The organism is Pseudomonas sp. Marseille-Q7302, assembly GCF_965111925.1.
On sequence record NZ_CBCOPK010000001.1, the window covers coordinates 4,361,888 to 4,379,121 of the forward strand.

13 protein-coding genes are annotated in these 17,234 nt (G+C 66.8%); 8 read left to right on the plus strand and 5 right to left on the minus strand.

Annotated elements, in window-relative coordinates:
• Window position 1 precedes the first annotated feature (1 nt).
• Window positions 2-892, minus strand: coding sequence for an NAD(P)-dependent oxidoreductase (locus ACWPW1_RS20315; protein WP_454253845.1), 891 nt, complete (start codon window positions 890-892; stop codon window positions 2-4).
• Window positions 893-1,234: 342 nt separating this feature from the next.
• Here ACWPW1_RS20315 and urtA point away from each other — a divergent pair, with 342 nt between their 5' ends.
• The 7 genes from urtA to ACWPW1_RS20350 all read left to right on the plus strand — a co-directional run bounded on the left by urtA (window position 1,235) and on the right by ACWPW1_RS20350 (window position 8,668).
• The gene (urtA, locus tag ACWPW1_RS20320; RefSeq protein WP_231355765.1) at window positions 1,235-2,509 is read left to right on the plus strand and encodes an urea ABC transporter substrate-binding protein; all 1,275 of its coding nucleotides are present in this window, start codon (window positions 1,235-1,237) and stop codon (window positions 2,507-2,509) included.
• Between the two features lie 377 nt (window positions 2,510-2,886).
• Window positions 2,887-4,455 carry an urea ABC transporter permease subunit UrtB gene (gene urtB, locus ACWPW1_RS20325; RefSeq protein WP_454253846.1) on the plus strand — a complete coding sequence of 523 codons (1,569 nt, stop codon included), beginning with the start codon at window positions 2,887-2,889 and terminating at the stop codon, window positions 4,453-4,455.
• Window positions 4,452-5,531, plus strand: a complete 1,080-nt coding sequence (urtC, locus tag ACWPW1_RS20330; protein ID WP_454253847.1) for an urea ABC transporter permease subunit UrtC — start codon at window positions 4,452-4,454, stop codon at window positions 5,529-5,531. Before urtB ends, urtC begins: the two co-directional genes overlap by 4 nt.
• Complete coding sequence (gene urtD / locus ACWPW1_RS20335; RefSeq protein WP_434775139.1) at window positions 5,528-6,373, plus strand: urea ABC transporter ATP-binding protein UrtD; 846 nt, start codon at window positions 5,528-5,530, stop codon at window positions 6,371-6,373. The genes urtC and urtD overlap by 4 nt, the downstream gene beginning before the upstream one ends.
• Before the next feature lie 162 nt (window positions 6,374-6,535).
• A complete protein-coding gene (gene urtE / locus ACWPW1_RS20340; RefSeq protein ID WP_454253848.1) occupies window positions 6,536-7,234 on the plus strand; it encodes an urea ABC transporter ATP-binding subunit UrtE in 699 nt (232 codons plus the stop codon).
• A gap of 134 nt (window positions 7,235-7,368) precedes the next feature.
• Window positions 7,369-7,809 (plus strand): type II 3-dehydroquinate dehydratase, encoded by a 441-nt coding sequence (gene aroQ, locus ACWPW1_RS20345; RefSeq protein WP_454253849.1) that lies wholly within the window; start codon window positions 7,369-7,371, stop codon window positions 7,807-7,809.
• A 4-nt stretch (window positions 7,810-7,813) separates the two neighbouring features.
• A complete protein-coding gene (locus tag ACWPW1_RS20350) occupies window positions 7,814-8,668 on the plus strand; it encodes a shikimate dehydrogenase (protein WP_454253850.1) in 855 nt (284 codons plus the stop codon).
• Window positions 8,669-8,821: 153 nt separating this feature from the next.
• On the opposite strand, the gene ACWPW1_RS20355 is transcribed toward ACWPW1_RS20350, so the two are convergent.
• Window positions 8,822-11,089 (minus strand): YgiQ family radical SAM protein, encoded by a 2,268-nt coding sequence (locus ACWPW1_RS20355; protein ID WP_454253851.1) that lies wholly within the window; start codon window positions 11,087-11,089, stop codon window positions 8,822-8,824.
• A 606-nt stretch (window positions 11,090-11,695) separates the two neighbouring features.
• Here ACWPW1_RS20355 and ACWPW1_RS20360 point away from each other — a divergent pair.
• Window positions 11,696-13,072: an amino acid permease gene (locus ACWPW1_RS20360; protein ID WP_313648623.1), complete on the plus strand. Its 1,377-nt coding sequence runs from the start codon at window positions 11,696-11,698 to the stop codon at window positions 13,070-13,072.
• 108 nt (window positions 13,073-13,180) lie between these two features.
• Here ACWPW1_RS20360 and ACWPW1_RS20365 read toward each other — a convergent pair whose 3' ends face one another.
• From ACWPW1_RS20365 to dnaB, 3 genes are all read right to left on the minus strand, one after another.
• Complete coding sequence (locus ACWPW1_RS20365; protein ID WP_313648622.1) at window positions 13,181-14,662, minus strand: glucosyltransferase domain-containing protein; 1,482 nt, start codon at window positions 14,660-14,662, stop codon at window positions 13,181-13,183.
• An 80-nt stretch (window positions 14,663-14,742) separates the two neighbouring features.
• Window positions 14,743-15,759, minus strand: coding sequence for a D-alanine--D-alanine ligase (locus ACWPW1_RS20370; RefSeq protein ID WP_434776660.1), 1,017 nt, complete (start codon window positions 15,757-15,759; stop codon window positions 14,743-14,745).
• Window positions 15,759-17,153 carry a replicative DNA helicase gene (gene dnaB, locus ACWPW1_RS20375; protein WP_017642919.1) on the minus strand — a complete coding sequence of 465 codons (1,395 nt, stop codon included), beginning with the start codon at window positions 17,151-17,153 and terminating at the stop codon, window positions 15,759-15,761. Before dnaB ends, ACWPW1_RS20370 begins: the two co-directional genes overlap by 1 nt.
• Window positions 17,154-17,234: the final 81 nt, after the last annotated feature.

Consider the following 17,234-nt stretch of genomic DNA (forward strand, 5'->3'; position numbering starts at 1 on the left):
ATCATTCCCCCTTGCCGAACAGGTCTTCGCTGGTGCGTCGCGCGATGGCGCAGAAATCCTCGCCATCGGCCAGGGTCTCGGCGCTGGCCTTCCAGGCCGTGGCCGTGGCCGCGGCCAGCGGCAGGTCGAGGCCGAGTTCGGCGATGAGCTGCTGGGCCAGGCCCACGTCCTTGCGCATCAGGCCCATGGTGAAGCCGGAGTCATAGGCCTTGTTCAGCACCCAGGTGGGGAACATGCCCTGGCTGGCGGCGCTGCGCCCGGAGCCGGCATTGATGCCTTCGAGCAGCTTCTCCGGGGCGACCCCGGCACGGGCGGCCATGGTCACCGCCTCGGCGGTGGTGATCAGGTGCGCCGCGGCCAGCAGGTTGTTGGCGATCTTGGCGATGTTGCCGGCGCCCACCGCGCCGATGTGCACCCGGGTCGCGCTCATGGCTTCCAGCGCCGGCAATGCCTTGGCCAGGGCTGCCTCGCTGCCGCCGATGACCATGGTCATGTTGCCGGCCGCGGCACCGGCGGGACCGCCGGAGACCGGGGCATCGAGGAAATCGGCGCCGACCTCGGCGAAGGCCGCCGCTACCCGGCGGCTGGTCTCGGGGGTGGAGGTGGTGGTGTCGACCACCACGGTGCCCGGCCGCACGCGGCTGACCAGGCCTGCCTCGCCCAGGCACACGGCCTCCACGTGCTCGGCCTTGGGCAGCGACAGCACGATCACCTCGCTGGTGGCGGCCAGGGCCGCCAGATCACCGGCGATGGCCACGCCCTGGGCGGCGACCCGCTCGCAGGCGGCGCTGGAGGGATCCAGGCCGGTGACGGCCACGCCCTTGCGCGCCAGAGTGATCGCCATGTTGCCGCCCATGTTGCCGAGTCCGATGACCCCGACCTGCCTGCCCATGCCTTGTTCCTCTTCTTCGAATGGGTGGTGACCGCCCCTGTGGCCGGCCCCTGGCGATTGAGTATGGGAGGCGCCAGGCATCACCACCAATACGGCATTCGGACTTTCATGTTGCGCAAAAGGCAACGGCAAACGAGGGCACCAGCATCGTGCAAAGGCGCCGTCAGAGGGCACTGCCCAGCCCCAGGCTGGTGCAGGGCAACTGGTCACAAACGCCTAGGCTACAGGCAAGAGGCTAGTCGCCATGCGCCTTGCCGAGGCCTGGCACAGTTCCTGAAAAGCGCCCTGGCGGGCCAGCAGCCCAGCCCAACAACAGCGCACGTTCGCTTAGGAGCCTTTCGCATGAAGCGCCGCCCTCTACTGAAGACCACCCTTGCCGCCTCCGCCCTGCTCATGAGCGGCCTGTTCCCCTGGAGCGCCGCCCACGCCGCGGACACCATCAAGGTCGGCATCCTGCATTCGCTGTCCGGCACCATGGCCATCTCCGAGACCTCGCTCAAGGACATGGCGCTGATGACCATCGACGAGATCAACGCCAAGGGCGGCGTGCTGGGCAAGAAGCTGGAACCCGTGGTGGTGGATCCGGCTTCCAACTGGCCGCTGTTCGCCGAGAAGGCGCGCCAGCTGGTGACCCAGGACAAGGTGGCGGTCACCTTCGGCTGCTGGACCTCGGTCTCGCGCAAGTCGGTGCTGCCGGTCTACGAGGAACTCAACGGCCTGCTGTTCTACCCGGTGCAGTACGAAGGCGAAGAGATGTCGCCCAACGTCTTCTACACCGGCGCGGCGCCGAACCAGCAGGCCATCCCGGCGGTGGAATACCTGATGAGCGAAGAAGGCGGCGCGGCCAAGCGCTTCTTCCTGCTGGGCACCGACTACGTCTATCCGCGCACCACCAACAAGATCCTCAGATCCTTCCTGCACAGCAAGGGCGTGCAGGACAAGGACATCGAGGAGGTCTACACCCCCTTCGGCCACAGCGATTACCAGACCATCGTCGCCAACATCAAGAAGTTCGCCGCGGGCGGCAAGACCGCGGTGGTCTCCACCATCAACGGCGACTCCAACGTGCCCTTCTACAAGGAACTGGGTAACCAGGGCCTGAAGGCCACCGACGTGCCGGTGGTGGCCTTCTCGGTGGGCGAGGAAGAACTGCGCGGCATCGACACCAAGCCGCTGGTGGGCCAGTTGGCCGCCTGGAACTACTTCGAGTCGCTGGATAATCCGGTGAACAAGAAGTTCGTCGAGGCCTGGAAGGCCTACGCCAAGGCCAAGAACCTGCCCAACTACCAGACCGCCGTGACCAACGACCCCATGGAAGCCACCTACATCGGCATCCACATGTGGGCCCAGGCCGTGGAAAAGGCCGGCAGCACCGACGTCGACAAGGTCCGCAAGGCCATGGCCGGCCAGACCTTCGCCGCGCCGGACGGCTACACCGTGAAGATGGACGAGAAGAACCACCACCTGCACAAGCCGGTGATGATCGGCGAGGTCCAGGACGACGGTCAGTTCAACGTCGTCTGGCAGACCGAAGGCCCGGTCCGCGCCCAGCCCTGGAGCCCCTACATTCCCGGCAACGACAAGAAGTCCGACGAACCGGTGAAGAGCGGCAAGTAACGGCCAACCCTCACCCCCGGCCCCTCTCCCCGAGGGAGGGGGAAGCGAAGCCTGAAAGGTGGCACCCCGCTCTTACCCCCTCTCCCCTTGGGAGAGGGTTGGGGTGAGGGGAAAAGCCGCTCCGAGGCCAACAGCTCTTCCCCCTCTCCTTCTGGGAGAGGGCCGAGGTAAGGGCCAAGGCGCCTCCCGCCAAAACAGGAAATACCCGCAACACCACCGCTCCGCTCCTCCCCCTCTTCCTCTGGGAGAGGGCCGGGGTAAGGGCTCGCCAGCGCACCCGGCCAGACCGCCAGGTGCCCGGCACCAGAAACGAGGCCACGCCCGTCCTCCCCCGGGAGACGACGCGCAGGAGCCTTTACCCACAGACGAGGCCGAGCATGTCCCTACGCCTTTTTCTTCTGCCCCTGCTGTTGCTGCTCGCCGGCACCGCCCAGGCCGGCCCTGCCGCCGAGCTGGCCGCCGCCAGCGCCAGCGACCAGGCCAAGCTCCTGCAGGCATGGGCCGCCGAACCCGACACCGCCCAACTCCCGGTCCTCCAGGCGCTGCAGGACGGCCGCTTCTATGTCGACGAAGACCGGCGCCCGTTCTACAAGATCGGCGATAGCTACAGCGCCGCCGAAGGTGACGCCACTGCCCCCACTGGCACGGCCAAGCAGATCCGCCTGAACAACCGCCTGCGCATCCTCATCAGCGCCGCCCAGGCCAGCGGCGGGCTGCTGTCAACGGATGCCAGCGTGCGCCTGACCGCCGCCCAGGCCCTGCGCCAGGAGGCCAAGCCCGAACAGCGCCCCTTCCTGGAAAAACGCCTGCAGACCGAGGCCGACAAGGAGGTGAAGACCGCCCTCGCCGCCGCCCTGGCCACTCTGCAGCTGACCGATCCCGATCCCGCGGTACGCCTGGCCGCGGTGCGCCTGCTCGGCGAGTCCGGCGAACCCCAGGCCAGGACCCGCCTGCAGGCCTTGCTCGACCCGGCCGTGGAAACCAACGAAGACGTCCGCAAGGCCGCCGCGACCGGCCTTGCCCAGGTCGAGCGCAAGCTACTGCTGGGCGACCTGCTCGGCCAGGCCTTCACCGGGCTGTCGCTGGGCTCCATCCTGCTGCTGGCCGCCCTGGGCCTGGCCATCACCTATGGCCTGCTCGGCGTCATCAACATGGCCCATGGCGAGATGCTGATGCTGGGCGCTTACAGCACCTATGTGGTGCAGCTGACCCTGCAGCGCCTGGCCCCCGAATGGCTGGCCTGGTATCCGCTGCTGGCGCTGCCGGTCGCCTTCGCCGTCACCGCCGCCATCGGCATGGCGCTGGAACGCACCGTGATCCGCCACCTCTATGGCCGCCCGCTGGAAACCCTGCTGGCCACCTGGGGCATCAGCCTGATGCTGATCCAGGCGGTGCGGGTGCTGTTCGGTGCCCAGAACGTCGAGGTGGCCAACCCGGCCTGGCTGTCCGGCGGCATCCAGGTGCTGCCCAACCTGCTCCTGCCGTGGAACCGGGTGATCATCCTCGGCTTCGTGGTCTTCGTGCTGATCCTGACCTGGACCCTGCTGAACAAGACCCGCCTGGGGCTGAACGTGCGCGCCGTGACCCAGAATCGCAACATGGCCGCCTGCTGCGGCGTCCCCACCGGCCGCATCGACATGCTCGCCTTCGGCCTCGGCTCCGGCATCGCCGGTCTCGGTGGCGTGGCCCTGTCGCAGATCGGCAACGTCGGCCCGGACCTCGGCCAGAGCTACATCATCGATTCCTTCCTGGTGGTGGTGCTCGGCGGCGTCGGCCAACTGGCCGGCAGCGTGCTGGCGGCCTTCGGCCTGGGGATCGTCAACAAGATCCTCGAACCCCAGATCGGCGCCGTGCTGGGCAAGATCCTCATCCTCGGCCTGATCATCCTGTTCATCCAGAAGCGGCCCCAGGGCCTGTTCGCCCTCAAGGGGAGGGTCATCGATTGAACCAGCCACTCGCGCTTACCGCCGTGCAGAAGGCCGGCCCGCGCCTGAGCCTGGCCGTGCTCGGCCTGGCCCTGGCCGTACTGATCGCCCTGCCGCTGCTGTCCCTGCTGCCAGTCGACAATGCCTTCCAGGTCTCGGCCTACACCCTAACCCTGGTGGGCAAGATCCTCTGCTACGCCATCGTCGCCCTGGCGCTGGACCTGGTCTGGGGCTATGCCGGGATGCTCTCCCTCGGCCACGGGCTGTTCTTTGCACTGGGCGGCTACGCCATGGGCATGTACCTGATGCGCCAGGCCGCCGGCGACGGTCTGCCGCCGTTCATGAGCTTTCTCTCCTGGACCAGTTATCCGTGGTTCTGGGCCGGCACCGACCATTTCCTCTGGGCGCTGTGCCTGGCGGTGCTTGCCCCCGGTCTGCTGGCCCTGGCGTTCGGCTTCTTCGCCTTCCGCTCGAAGATCAAGGGCGTCTACTTCTCGATCATGACCCAGGCGCTGACCTTTGCCGGCATGCTGCTGTTCTTTCGCAACGAGACCGGCTTCGGCGGCAACAACGGCTTCACCGGCTTCACCACCCTGCTGGGCTTTCCGGTGGCCGCCCAGGGTACCCGGGCAGTGCTCTTCCTGCTCACCGTGGCCCTGCTGACCGCCAGCCTCTGGCTGGGCTGGCGCCTGGCGCAGAGCAAGTTCGGCCGCATCCTCACGGCGATCCGCGACGCCGAGAACCGGGTGACCTTCTGTGGCTACGATCCGCGCGGCTTCAAGCTGTTCGTCTGGGTGCTCTCGGCGGTGCTCTGTGGCCTGGCCGGGGCGCTCTATGTGCCCCAGGTGGGCATCATCAACCCCAGCGAGATGGCCCCGACCAACTCCATCGAAGCGGCCATCTGGGTCGCCCTCGGCGGCCGCGGCAGCCTGATCGGCCCGGTACTCGGCGCCGGCATCGTCAACGGTGCCAAGAGCTGGTTCACGGTGGCCTTTCCCGAATACTGGCTGTTCTTTCTCGGCGCCCTGTTCATCGTCGTCACCCTCTATCTGCCGCGTGGCGTGATCGGCCTCATCAAGAAGGAGCGCGACGCATGAAAGCCGCCCCCATTCCCCCCACAGCCGCGGAAGTGCTCGATCCCGGCATCGGCGCCGAAGCCAGCGGCCTCGGCCATCGCGCCGGCAAGGGCCTGGATACCCGCCACGGCACCATCCTCAGCCTGGAAGGCATCGAGGTCAGCTTCGACGGCTTCAAGGCCCTGCGCGACCTCAATCTCTACATCGGCGTCGGCGAATTGCGCTGCATCATCGGCCCCAACGGCGCCGGCAAGACCACCATGATGGACGTCATCACCGGCAAGACCCGTCCCGACCGTGGCAGCGCCTGGTTCGGCGAGACCCTGGACCTCACCCGCCTGCAACCGGTGGAGATCGCCCAGGCCGGCATCGGCCGTAAATTCCAGAAGCCCACGGTGTTCGAGGCGCTGACCGTCTGGGAAAACCTGGAGCTGGCGCAGCGAACCGACAAGTCGGTCTGGGCCAGCCTGCGCGCGCGGCTCTCCGGCGAACAACGTGATCGACTGGAGGAGGTGCTCACCACCATCCGCCTGCAGGACTCCCGCGGCCGCACCGCCGGGCTGCTCTCCCACGGCCAGAAGCAATTCCTCGAGATCGGCATGCTGCTGGTGCAGGAGCCGCAACTGCTGCTGCTCGACGAACCCGTGGCCGGCATGACCGACGCCGAGACCGAATTCACCGCCGAGCTGTTCAAGTCGCTGGTGCCCCGGCACTCGCTGATGGTGGTGGAGCACGACATGGGTTTCGTCGGCAGCATCGCCGACCACGTCACCGTGCTGCACCAGGGCCACGTCCTCGCCGAAGGCTCGCTGGACCAGGTCCAGGCCAACGATCAGGTGATCGAGGTGTATCTGGGGCGCTAGCGCGCGGTCGCGCCCCTGCCCGTAGGTTGGGTTGAGACGGCTCCACCGTCGAAGCCCAACACCGATACGGACCGGGAGCGTTGGGCTTCGCTCCGCTCAACCCAACCTACGTCGGCAGGCCACCCAGCCTGTCGGAGACCAGACAACCGGCCGAGGCCCCCCATGCTCCAGGTCAACGAACTTCATCAATACTACGGCGGCAGCCACATCCTGCGTGGTCTGTCCTTCGACGCCCCCATCGGCGAGGTCACCAGCTTGCTCGGCCGCAACGGCGTCGGCAAGACCACCCTGCTGCGCTGCCTCATGGGCCTGATCCCGGCCAAGCGCGGCAGCGTCACCTGGGAAAACCAGGACATCACCAGCCGCAAACCGCACCAACGGGTGCAATCCGGCATCGCCTACGTGCCCCAGGGCCGCGAGATCTTCCCGCGCCTCACCGTCGAGGAAAATCTGCTCATGGGCCTGTCGCGCTTTCCCGCCCGGGACGCCCGCGAGGTGCCGGAGTCCATCTATGAACTTTTCCCCGTGCTCCGGCAAATGCGCCAGCGCCGCGGTGGCGACCTCTCCGGCGGCCAGCAACAGCAACTGGCGATTGGCCGCGCCCTGGCCAGTCGCCCGCGACTGCTGATCCTCGACGAACCCACCGAGGGCATCCAGCCCTCCGTGATCAAGGAGATCGGCACCGTCATCGCCCACCTGGCCAAGCGCGGCGACATGGCCATCCTGCTGGTGGAGCAGTTCTATGACTTCGCCAGCGAACTGGCCGATGGCTACCTGGTGATGTCTCGTGGCGAGATCGTCCAGCGCGGTCGCGGTGCCGACATGGAGGCCAAAGGGGTGCGCGGACTGGTGGCGATCTAGGTCACCAGGGCCGATAATCGAACGCTTCCGGCGCAACGCCCCGGCGGCGGATTGACGAAATTAACCAGCTGGTACATTTTCTCTGCAACGCCGGGCGCTGGTCCGCCCGGCCAGATGACAACAGAGAGAACGCCATGTCGCGCCGCATCCTGGTCCTAAACGGCCCCAACCTCAATCTGCTCGGCACCCGGGAACCCGCCACCTACGGCCACGAGACCCTGGCCGACGTCGCCGAGCTGTGCGCGACCGCCGCCGCCGAGGGCGGCTACGAGGTGGACTTTCGCCAGACCAACCACGAAGGGGAACTGCTCGACTGGATCCACGCTGCCCGCGGCGCCTACGCCGGGGTGGTGATCAATCCCGCGGCCTGGACCCACACCTCGGTGGCCCTGCGCGATGCCCTGGTGGCTAGCGAACTGCCGGTCTACGAGGTGCACCTGTCCAACGTCCATCGCCGCGAAGCCTTCCGCCACCATTCCTATGTCTCGGGCATCGCCGTCGGCGTCATCTGCGGCCTCGGCAGCCAGGGCTATCGTGCCGCCATCAGCGCCCTCATCGCCCACCAGGGAAACTAAGTCCATGACCGCACCCACCTCCGTCCTCGCCGGCCTCATCGGCGCCGGTATCCAGGCCTCGCTGACGCCCGCCATGCACGAACGCGAAGGCGACGCCCAGGGCCTGAGATACCTCTACCGCCTGATCGACCTGGATGCGCTCGGCCTCGGCGCCGACGCCCTGCCCGAGCTGCTGCAAGCGGCCCAGCGCACCGGCTTCACCGGCCTCAACGTCACCTTCCCCTGCAAGCAGGCGATCATCCCGCTGCTCGACGATCTCTCGCCCGAGGCCCGCGGCATCGGCGCGGTAAACACCGTGGTGCTGGCCGCCGGCCGTACCGTGGGTCACAACACCGATTGCCTGGGCTTCGCCGAAGGCTTTCGCCGCGGCCTGCCGGACGTGGCCAAGCGTCTGGTGGTGCAACTGGGCGCCGGCGGCGCCGGCAGCGCCGTGGCCCACGCCCTGCTCGCCGAAGGCGTGGACCAGCTGTTCATCTTCGACGTCGAGGTCGAGCGCGCCCAGGCCCTGGTGGACAACCTGACCCGCCACTTCGGCCCCGGCCGCGCCGCGGTCGGCACCGACCAGGCCGCCACCGTGGCCGCCGCCGATGGCCTGGTCAACACCTCGCCGGTGGGCATGGCCAAGCTGCCCGGCCTCCCGCTGTCTGCGGAGCTGCTGCACCCTGACCTCTGGGTCGCCGAGATCATCTACTTCCCGCTGGAAACCGAACTGCTGCGCCAGGCCCGCGCCCTGGGCTGCCGCACCCTCGACGGCGGCACCATGGCCGTGTTCCAGGCGGTCAAGGCCTTCGAACTCTTCAGCGGCCGCACCGCCGACGCCGACCGCATGCAGGCCCACTTCGCCGAATTGCGCGGATAAATCCCAGCGTTGGGCTTCGCTGCGCTCAACCCAACCTACGCCATCTGTAGGTTGGGCTGGGACAGCCCCACCGTCGAAGCCCAACACCCCCCACCTGACCTATCACCCATAAAAAAGGGGAGGCCTCGGCCTCCCCTTTATCATCTCATCGCCTCAGCGCGGCATATTCGGCTGGCGCCGCGACTTCTTGCGCGGACCGCCCTTGGCATAGCCGGCGGCCTGGCCTTCCTGGCCCTTGTCCCAGGCTTTGCTGCCGTCGCTGGCGCGGGGCGGCAGACCGGTATGCTGGGTGAGGATGCGGCCACCGCCTGTCCCGGTTTTCTTGCTGCCCACCGGGGTGGAGTTCTTGCGCCGGGCACTCTGGTAGCTGCCATCGCCCACCGGCTGGGTGGCCGGGATCAGCTGGTGCTTGCCCGGACCGATCAGGTCGGCGCGCCCCATCTCCTTGAGCGCCTCGCGCAGCATCGGCCAGCCCTTGGGATCGTGGTAGCGCAGGAAGGCCTTGTGCAGGCGGCGCTGCTGGTCGCTCTTGACGATGGTCACGCCGTCGCTCTTGTAGGTGACCTTGCGCAGCGGATTCTTGCCCGAGTGATACATGGCCGTGGCGGTGGCCATCGGCGAGGGATAGAAGGCCTGGACCTGATCCGCGCGGAAGCCGCTGCGCTTGAGCCACAGGGCGAGGTTCATCATGTCCTCGTCGGTGGTGCCCGGATGCGCGGCGATGAAGTAGGGAATCAGGTACTGCTCCTTGCCCGCCTCCTTGGTGTACTTCTCGAACATCTGCTTGAAGCGGTCATAGCTGCCGATCCCCGGCTTCATCATCTTGTCCAGCGGACCGCGCTCGGTGTGCTCGGGCGCGATCTTCAGGTAGCCGCCGACATGATGGGTCACCAGTTCCTTGACGTACTCGGGCGATTCCACGGCCAGGTCGTATCTCAGCCCCGAGGCGATCAGGATCTTCTTCACCCCCGGCAACGCCCGCGCCTTGCGGTACAGCTCGATCAGCGAGGAGTGATCGGTGTTGAGGTTCTCGCAGATGCCGGGGAAGACGCACGACGGCTTGCGGCAGTGACGCTCGATCTCCGGATCCTTGCAGGCGATGCGGTACATGTTGGCAGTCGGCCCGCCAAGGTCCGAGACCACCCCGGTAAAGCCCGGTACCTTGTCACGCATCTCCTCGATCTCGCGGATGATCGAGTCGTGGGAACGATTCTGGATGATCCGCCCTTCGTGCTCGGTGATGGAGCAGAAGGTGCAGCCACCAAAGCAGCCGCGCATGATGTTCACCGAGAAGCGGATCATCTCGTAGGCCGGGATCTTTTCCTTGCCATAGGCCGGGTGCGGCACGCGCGCATAGGGCATGCCGAACACATAGTCCATTTCCTCGGTGGTCATGGGGATGGGCGGCGGCGTGAACCAGACGTCCACGTCGCCATGCCGCTGCACCAGGGCGCGGGCGTTGCCCGGATTGGTTTCCAGGTGCAGCACGCGGTTGGCGTGGGCATAGAGCACCGGGTCGTTGCGCACCTTCTCGAAGGACGGCAGGCGGATCACCGTCTTCTCGCGGGTCATGCGCGGGCTTTCCAGCAGCTGCACCACCTTGGCTTCGTTGGGATCCTCGACCTCCCCCTTGGCCTGCTCGATGGCGCAGGCCTCGGTGTCCTGCGTGTTCACGTAGGGATTGATGATCTTGTCGACGCGGCCGGGACGGTCGATGCGGGTCGAGTCGACCTCGAACCAGCCGGCTGGGGTATCGCGGCGGACGAAGGCGGTGCCCCGCACATCGGTGATGGACTCGACGCGCTCGCCACGCGACAGCCGCTGGGCGATCTCGACCACCGCCCGCTCGGCGTTGCCATAGAGCAGGATGTCGGCGGTGGCGTCCATCAGGATCGAGCGGCGCACCTTGTCCTGCCAGTAGTCATAGTGGGCGATCCGGCGCAGCGAGGCCTCGATGCCGCCAAGCACGATCGGCACGTGGCTGTAGGCCTCCTTGCAGCGCTGGCTGTAGACCAGGCTGGCGCGATCCGGACGCTTGCCGGCGACATTGCCCGGGGTATAGGCATCGTCGGAGCGGATCTTCTTGTCCGCGGTGTAGCGGTTGATCATCGAGTCCATGTTGCCCGCGGCCACCCCGAAAAACAGATTCGGCTCGCCGAGCTTCATGAAGTCATCCTTCGACTGCCAGTCCGGCTGGGCGATGATGCCCACGCGGAAGCCCTGGGCCTCCAGCAGGCGGCCGATGATGGCCATGCCAAAGGACGGATGATCGACGTAGGCGTCCCCGGTGACGATGATGATGTCGCAGCTGTCCCAGCCGAGTTGGTCCATCTCCGCCCGACTCATGGGCAGGAAAGGCGCCGGACCAAAGCACTCGGCCCAGTATTTCGGATAGTCGAACAGCGGCGTGGCGGCTTGCATGGCAGCTTCCGGGAAAGGGGTGTTTTTGGGAGGGCGCGAAGAATAGCACAAAAAATGACCAGTTCAGCCCCCGGACATCGATTGCCTTTGGCTATCGAGCGGCTGCCTTGGCCCTGCCCTCACCCCAGCCCTCTCCCCGCGGGAGAGGGAGCAAAAGCCCCCGGTGTCCCTGCTTTCTCCCTCACTCATTGGGGTAGGCCCGGGGTGAGGGACGCTCACCGGCAATGCCCTTCCGCCGTAGGGTGGACAACAGCGCAGCCTTGTCCACGCGCTACCTCCCGTGATAGCGAGGACGAAGGACACTCCGCAACAATCCTCCCACCGAAGCACGCTCTTCCCCCTCTCCCCCTGGGAGAGGGCCAGGGTGTGGGGCAATACACTTCCGCCGTAGGGTGGACAACGGCGCAGCCTTGTCCACGCGCTATCTCCCTTGATAGCGAGGACGAAGGACACTCCGCAACAGCCCCCCTACCGAAGCACGCTCTTCCCCCTCTCCCCCTGGGAGAGGGCCGGGGTGAGGGTCCCTGGGCACCAGGACCAGGTCCCTGGCGACAGGAGTGCTACCATAGCCGCCCGCCCTTCTCTGCCACCGAGACACCCCCGTCCATGTCCCAGCCCCAACCCGCCGCCGGCCAGTTGCAGCGCGGCCTGAAGAATCGTCATATCCAGCTGATCGCCCTCGGCGGGGCCATCGGCACCGGCCTGTTCCTCGGCTCGGCCGGGGTACTCAAGTCGGCCGGACCGGCGATGATCCTCGGCTACGCCATCGCCGGCTTCATCGCCTTCCTGATCATGCGCCAGCTCGGCGAGATGATCGTCGAGGAGCCCGTGGCCGGCTCCTTCAGCCACTTCGCCAGTCGCTACTGGGGCCGCTTCCCGGGCTTTCTCTCCGGCTGGAACTACTGGGTGCTCTATGTACTGGTGGGCATGTCCGAACTCACAGCGGTGGGCAAGTACGTGCAGTACTGGTGGCCCGAGGTGCCGACCTGGGCCAGCGCCCTGGTGTTCTTCGTGCTGGTCAACGCCATCAACCTGTTCAACGTGAAGGCCTTTGGCGAGACCGAGTTCTGGTTCGCGCTGATCAAGGTGGTCGCTATCCTCGGCATGATGGCCTTCGGCCTCTGGCTGCTGATAAGCGGTAGCGGCGGGCCCGAGGCCTCGGTGAGCAATCTCTGGAACCATGGCGGCTTCCTGCCCAACGGCTGGAGCGGCCTGTTCGCGGTGCTGGCGATCATCATGTTTTCCTTTGGCGGCCTGGAGCTGGTAGGCATCACCGCCGCCGAAGCCGACCAGCCGCGCACCGTGATCCCCAAGGCCATCAACCAGGTGGTCTGGCGCATCCTGATCTTCTACGTGGGCGCCCTGACCATCCTGCTGTCGCTGCACCCCTGGGACGAGCTGGTGCACAGCATCGGCGCCGGCGGTGACGACTATGCCGGCAGTCCCTTCGTGCAGACCTTCGCCCTGCTCGGCAGCGACACCGCCGCGCACCTGCTCAACTTCGTGGTGCTGACCGCGGCCCTGTCGGTCTACAACAGTGGCGTCTACTGCACCAGCCGCATGCTCTACGGCCTGGCCGAACAGGGCGATGCCCCGCGCGCCCTGCTGCGCACCAATCGCCAGGGCGTGCCCCTGCTGGGCATCGCCGTGTCCTCGGCGGTGACCCTGCTCTGCGTGGTGGTCAACTACCTGCTGCCGCAGAATGCCCTGGAGCTGCTGATGTCGCTGGTGGTGGCCTCTCTGGTGATCGCCTGGGCGCTAATCAGCCTGACCCACCTGAAATTCCGCGCCGCCCAGCGCCAGGCCGGCCGCCAATCGCACTTCCCGGCCTTCTGGTCACCGGTGGTCAACTGGCTGTGCCTGGCCTTCGTCGGCATGATCCTGGTGCTGATGCTGCGCATCCCTGGCATCGCCGTGTCGGTCTATGCCATCCCGGTCTGGCTGGCCTTCCTGTTCATCTGCTACAAGCTGCGCCGGGGCTGATCGCCTTCGTCCCCGTAGGTTGGGCTGAGCGAAGCGAAGCCCAACACCTGCATCAGGCACCGCTCGTTGGGCTTCGACGATGGAGCCGTCTCAGCCCAACCTACCTCGCTACTCGAACGGCACCCAGGGCCGTTGCGGCTTCATGATGATGCAGCCGTCCTCGCCCACCGCCCAGATGTCATAGAAACGATTGTCCACCAGTCGCGTGGCGGCGCCGGGCACGGCCACGCGTTGGCTGCAGCTGTCGCTGTCGGCATCGTCGATCACGCCCAGGTCCAGCAGCCGCTCGGCGATCATGAAATTGCCTGGCGACAGGCCGAGGATGAAGGGCAAGGCCGGCAATTGCTCGAAGGTCTTCTGCGCCAGCGGCAACCAGGCCACTTCCAGCGGACCACCGGTCCAGAGCATGCGTTTGAGCGGCCGCAGCTCCGGACGACTGCTGAGGTCATGGTGCAGCTCCTGGACGAAACCGCGCTCGAAGCTCTTCTGCGCCGAGAGCACCTGCCCATAGGCATAGGCCAGCGACAGCATCCACAGCACCGGCAGCACCAGCAGCCAGGTCAGCCGAGGATGAAGGCGCCCCAGCAGTTCGTGGGCCAGCAACAGCGCCAGGGTCAGGATTACCGCCAGACCCATCAGGGTCCGGGCTTCGAGGATGAAGTCGCTGAACAGCAGGGTGATGCCGGCCACGCAGAAGGCCAGCACCGGCAGGGTCGCGCCATACAGCAGCAGGGGTAGCAACGCCCGCCGTCCGTAGGCCCGGGCATAGGCCAGGGCGCCCAGGCCGTAGCCAATCATGGCCAGGCCACCGAACAGCCACCACAGCCAGAGGTTGCCCAGGGTGATCAGCAGGCCAACGCTGTGCAGCACCTCGCCCAGCCGGTGCCAGAGCTCGGGCAGCACCTGGCCGCCCACACCGGCATGCCGAGTGGTCGCCATCAGCTGGTAGGCGGTGAGGTAGTAGAGCCCGCAGCCCAGCAGCAGCTGCAGGCCCTGGCGCACGACCAGGCGCAGGGCCTGCTCTGGCGCCTCACGGCGCTGCACGACGCGGATCAGCTCCAGGCAGCAGAGGCCGATGAAGACATTGAGTGCCACCTGGTAGAAGGCGATGGCCGCCGCCAGCAGCGCCGCCGGTACCAGCAGGGCCAGCGCCGTATGGCGACTGCGAAAGATCACCGCGTAGATCACCGCCACCAGACTCAGGGCCATGGTCGGGCCATCGTACTGGTAGGTCAGATTGCCCAGCCAGAACGGCGAGAACCACAGCGGCAGGAGAGCCAGACACTGGGTCGGTCGCGGCGCGCCGAAGCAGTGCCGTGCGAGATCGGTCAGCGCCCAGGCCGCCGCGGCGCAGGCGATCAGCAGCGGCAGGGGAAACAGATTGAGGGTGCTGCCACTGAAGGTCAGCAGCCGATAGAAGACCTCGGTCAGCACCCGCCCCTGCTGGCGCCATTCAGGCCCGTTCTGCAACTGGATACGCCAGTTGTCATCGACATAGGGAAAGTCGACCAGGATGAAAGGCAGGACGAACAGCAGCAGCGCAGAGAAGAACAATGCCCGGGTCTGCACCGGGGTCAGCGTCTGGGGCATGGCGGCGGATCCGAATCCGGCTTCGACACGGGACGCAGCCGCCACCACCCGAAGCGATAGCGGCGCCGGCTGCGGAAGGATCAGTCCTGCAGGGCCAGCCGGCAGATCCGCTCGCAGAGCTCGTCGAAGTCGATGCCCATGGCCGCGGCCGATTGCGGCAGCAGGCTGGTGGCGGTCATCCCCGGCAGGGTGTTGACCTCCAGGCACCACAGCTGTCCTTCGGCGTCCAGGCGGAAGTCGGCGCGGCTGTAGCCATCGAGCTTGAGCGCCCGGTGCGCGGCCAGGGCCAGCCGGCGCGCTTCTTCGGCGATCGCGGTCGAGACCTCGGCAGGAAACACTTCCACCGCGCCCTTGGGCTGGTACTTGCTGGTGTAGTCGAACACCCCGCTCTGGCCAAGGACGATCTCGCCCACCGCCAGCGGCTGGTCGCCCAGCACGCCCACGGTCAGCTCGCGACCGGCGACGAAACGCTCGATCATCACCTCGCGGTCATAGCGCAGCGCCAGCTCGATGGCGGGCTGCAGGTCCTCGGCACGACTGACCTTGCTCAGACCCACGGTGGAGCCCTGCTGGCTGGGTTTGACGATCACCGGAAAGCCCAGGGTCTCGGCCACGGTCGCGGCGTCCACGGGCGCCATCAGCCAATCGGCGGTGGGTACCCCGGCAGCACGGAACAGCCGCTTGCTGAGGTCCTTGTCCATGGCCACGGCGCTGCCCACCCGGCCGCTGCCGGTGTAGCGCAGCTCGGCCAGGTCGAGCAGGGTCTGCAGCGTGCCGTTCTCGCCGGTCCCACCGTGCAGGGCGAGGAACAGCAGATCCTGGTCGCCCAGCTGAGCGCGGCTGAGCACCGCACCGGCATCCTGGCCGCGCATCCGCACCAGCGCGGTCCGCTCCGGCGGTTCGAGGCCGACGCGGGCTTCCAGCAGCGCCCGCTCGGCATCTTCGTCGAGCAGACCCAGGGCGGTGTCCACGGTCACCACCTGGTGCCCGCGCCGGCGCAGGGCCGCCACCACCTGGGCACCGCTGGCGATGGACACGTCGCGTTCTTCGCTGGTGCCACCGAGCAGGACCGCGATCTTCAGCTTGTCCTTGACCATCATTCGTCCTCGAAAACGTAGCTGCCGGGCGCGAGATTCTCGAACCGGGTGTATTTGCCGATAAAGGCCAGCCGCGTGGTGCCGATCGGGCCGTTACGCTGCTTGCCGATGATGATTTCCGCCACGCCCTTGTACTCGGTCTCCGGGTGATACACCTCGTCTCGGTAGACGAACATGATGACGTCGGCGTCCTGCTCGATGGCGCCCGATTCACGCAAGTCGGAGTTCACCGGCCGCTTGTTCGGCCGCTGCTCCAGCGAGCGGTTGAGCTGGGAAAGGGCCACCACCGGGCAGTTGAATTCCTTGGCCAGGCCCTTGAGCGAGCGGGAGATCTCGGAGATCTCGTTGGTGCGGTTCTCGCCGCTGCTGCCGCCGATCTGCATCAGCTGCAGGTAGTCCACCATGATCAAGGCCAGGTCGCCGTGCTCGCGCACCAGGCGACGGGTCCGGGCGCGCATTTCCGAAGGACTGATGCCGGCGGTATCGTCGATGAACAGCTTGCGGTCGTTGAGCAGGTTGACCGCCGAGGTCAGGCGCGGCCAATCGTCATCGTCCAGCTTGCCGGAGCGCACCTTGGTCTGGTCGATGCGACCGAGGGACGACAGCATCCGCAGCACGATGGAGTCGGCGGGCATCTCCAGGGAGAACACCAGCACCGCCTTGTCGGTACGCAGCACCGCGTTCTCCACCAGGTTCATGGCGAAGGTGGTCTTGCCCATCGACGGGCGACCGGCAACGATGATCAGGTCCGCCGGCTGCAGGCCGCTGGTCTTCTCGTCCAGGTCGGCGAAGCCGGTGGAGACGCCAGTGATGGCATCGCTGGAGTTGAACAGGGTATCGATGCGGTCGATGGCCTTGGTCAGGATGTCGTTGACCCCGATCGGACCACCGGATTTCGGCCGCGCCTCGGCGATCTCGAAGATCTTACGCTCGGCTTCGTCGAGCAGCTCGTTGGCCCCGCGCCCTTCCGGGTTGTAGGCGCTGTCGGCGATGTCGGCGCTGATGCCGATCAACTGCCGCAGGGTAGCCCGCTCGCGCACGATCTGCGCGTAGGCCTTGATGTTGGCCACCGAGGGGGTGTTCTTGGCCAGCTCGGCCAGATAGGCCAGGCCGCCCACCTGGGGCAGCTGGCCTTCGTTGTCCAGCTGTTCGGACAGGGTCACCACGTCGAACGGCTGGTTGCGCTCGGCCAGACGGGCCACGGCGCGGAAAATGAGGCGGTGGTCGTGGCGATAGAAGTCGCCATCGGACACCTGATCGAGCACACGCTCCCAGGCATTGTTGTCCAGCATCAGACCACCCAGTACGGCTTGCTCGGCCTCGATGGAATGCGGCGGAACCTTGAGGGCAGCGGTCTGCAGATCGTACTGCTCGGGCAGGGAAATCTCGTTCATGCGCAGGTCTTGGGCCCCCATTGCGGGCGGCGAAATGATTTTTCGGACGGCAGAAAAGACAAAGGGCACGTCACTGCCTTG

Excerpts from the sequence above, each read along its gene's own strand:
- ACWPW1_RS20315 (WP_454253845.1), bottom strand. The coding sequence starts at position 892 with ATGGGCAGGCAGGTCGGGGTCATCGGACTCGGCAACATGGGCGGCAAC.
- urtA (WP_231355765.1), top strand. The coding sequence starts at position 1,235 with ATGAAGCGCCGCCCTCTACTGAAGACCACCCTTGCCGCCTCCGCCCTG.
- urtB (WP_454253846.1), top strand. The coding sequence starts at position 2,887 with ATGTCCCTACGCCTTTTTCTTCTGCCCCTGCTGTTGCTGCTCGCCGGC.
- urtD (WP_434775139.1), top strand. The coding sequence starts at position 5,528 with ATGAAAGCCGCCCCCATTCCCCCCACAGCCGCGGAAGTGCTCGATCCC.
- urtE (WP_454253848.1), top strand. The coding sequence starts at position 6,536 with ATGCTCCAGGTCAACGAACTTCATCAATACTACGGCGGCAGCCACATC.
- aroQ (WP_454253849.1), top strand. The coding sequence starts at position 7,369 with ATGTCGCGCCGCATCCTGGTCCTAAACGGCCCCAACCTCAATCTGCTC.
- ACWPW1_RS20350 (WP_454253850.1), top strand. The coding sequence starts at position 7,814 with ATGACCGCACCCACCTCCGTCCTCGCCGGCCTCATCGGCGCCGGTATC.
- ACWPW1_RS20355 (WP_454253851.1), bottom strand. The coding sequence starts at position 11,089 with ATGCAAGCCGCCACGCCGCTGTTCGACTATCCGAAATACTGGGCCGAG.
- ACWPW1_RS20360 (WP_313648623.1), top strand. The coding sequence starts at position 11,696 with ATGTCCCAGCCCCAACCCGCCGCCGGCCAGTTGCAGCGCGGCCTGAAG.
- ACWPW1_RS20365 (WP_313648622.1), bottom strand. The coding sequence starts at position 14,662 with ATGCCCCAGACGCTGACCCCGGTGCAGACCCGGGCATTGTTCTTCTCT.
- ACWPW1_RS20370 (WP_434776660.1), bottom strand. The coding sequence starts at position 15,759 with ATGGTCAAGGACAAGCTGAAGATCGCGGTCCTGCTCGGTGGCACCAGC.
- dnaB (WP_017642919.1), bottom strand. The coding sequence starts at position 17,153 with ATGAACGAGATTTCCCTGCCCGAGCAGTACGATCTGCAGACCGCTGCC.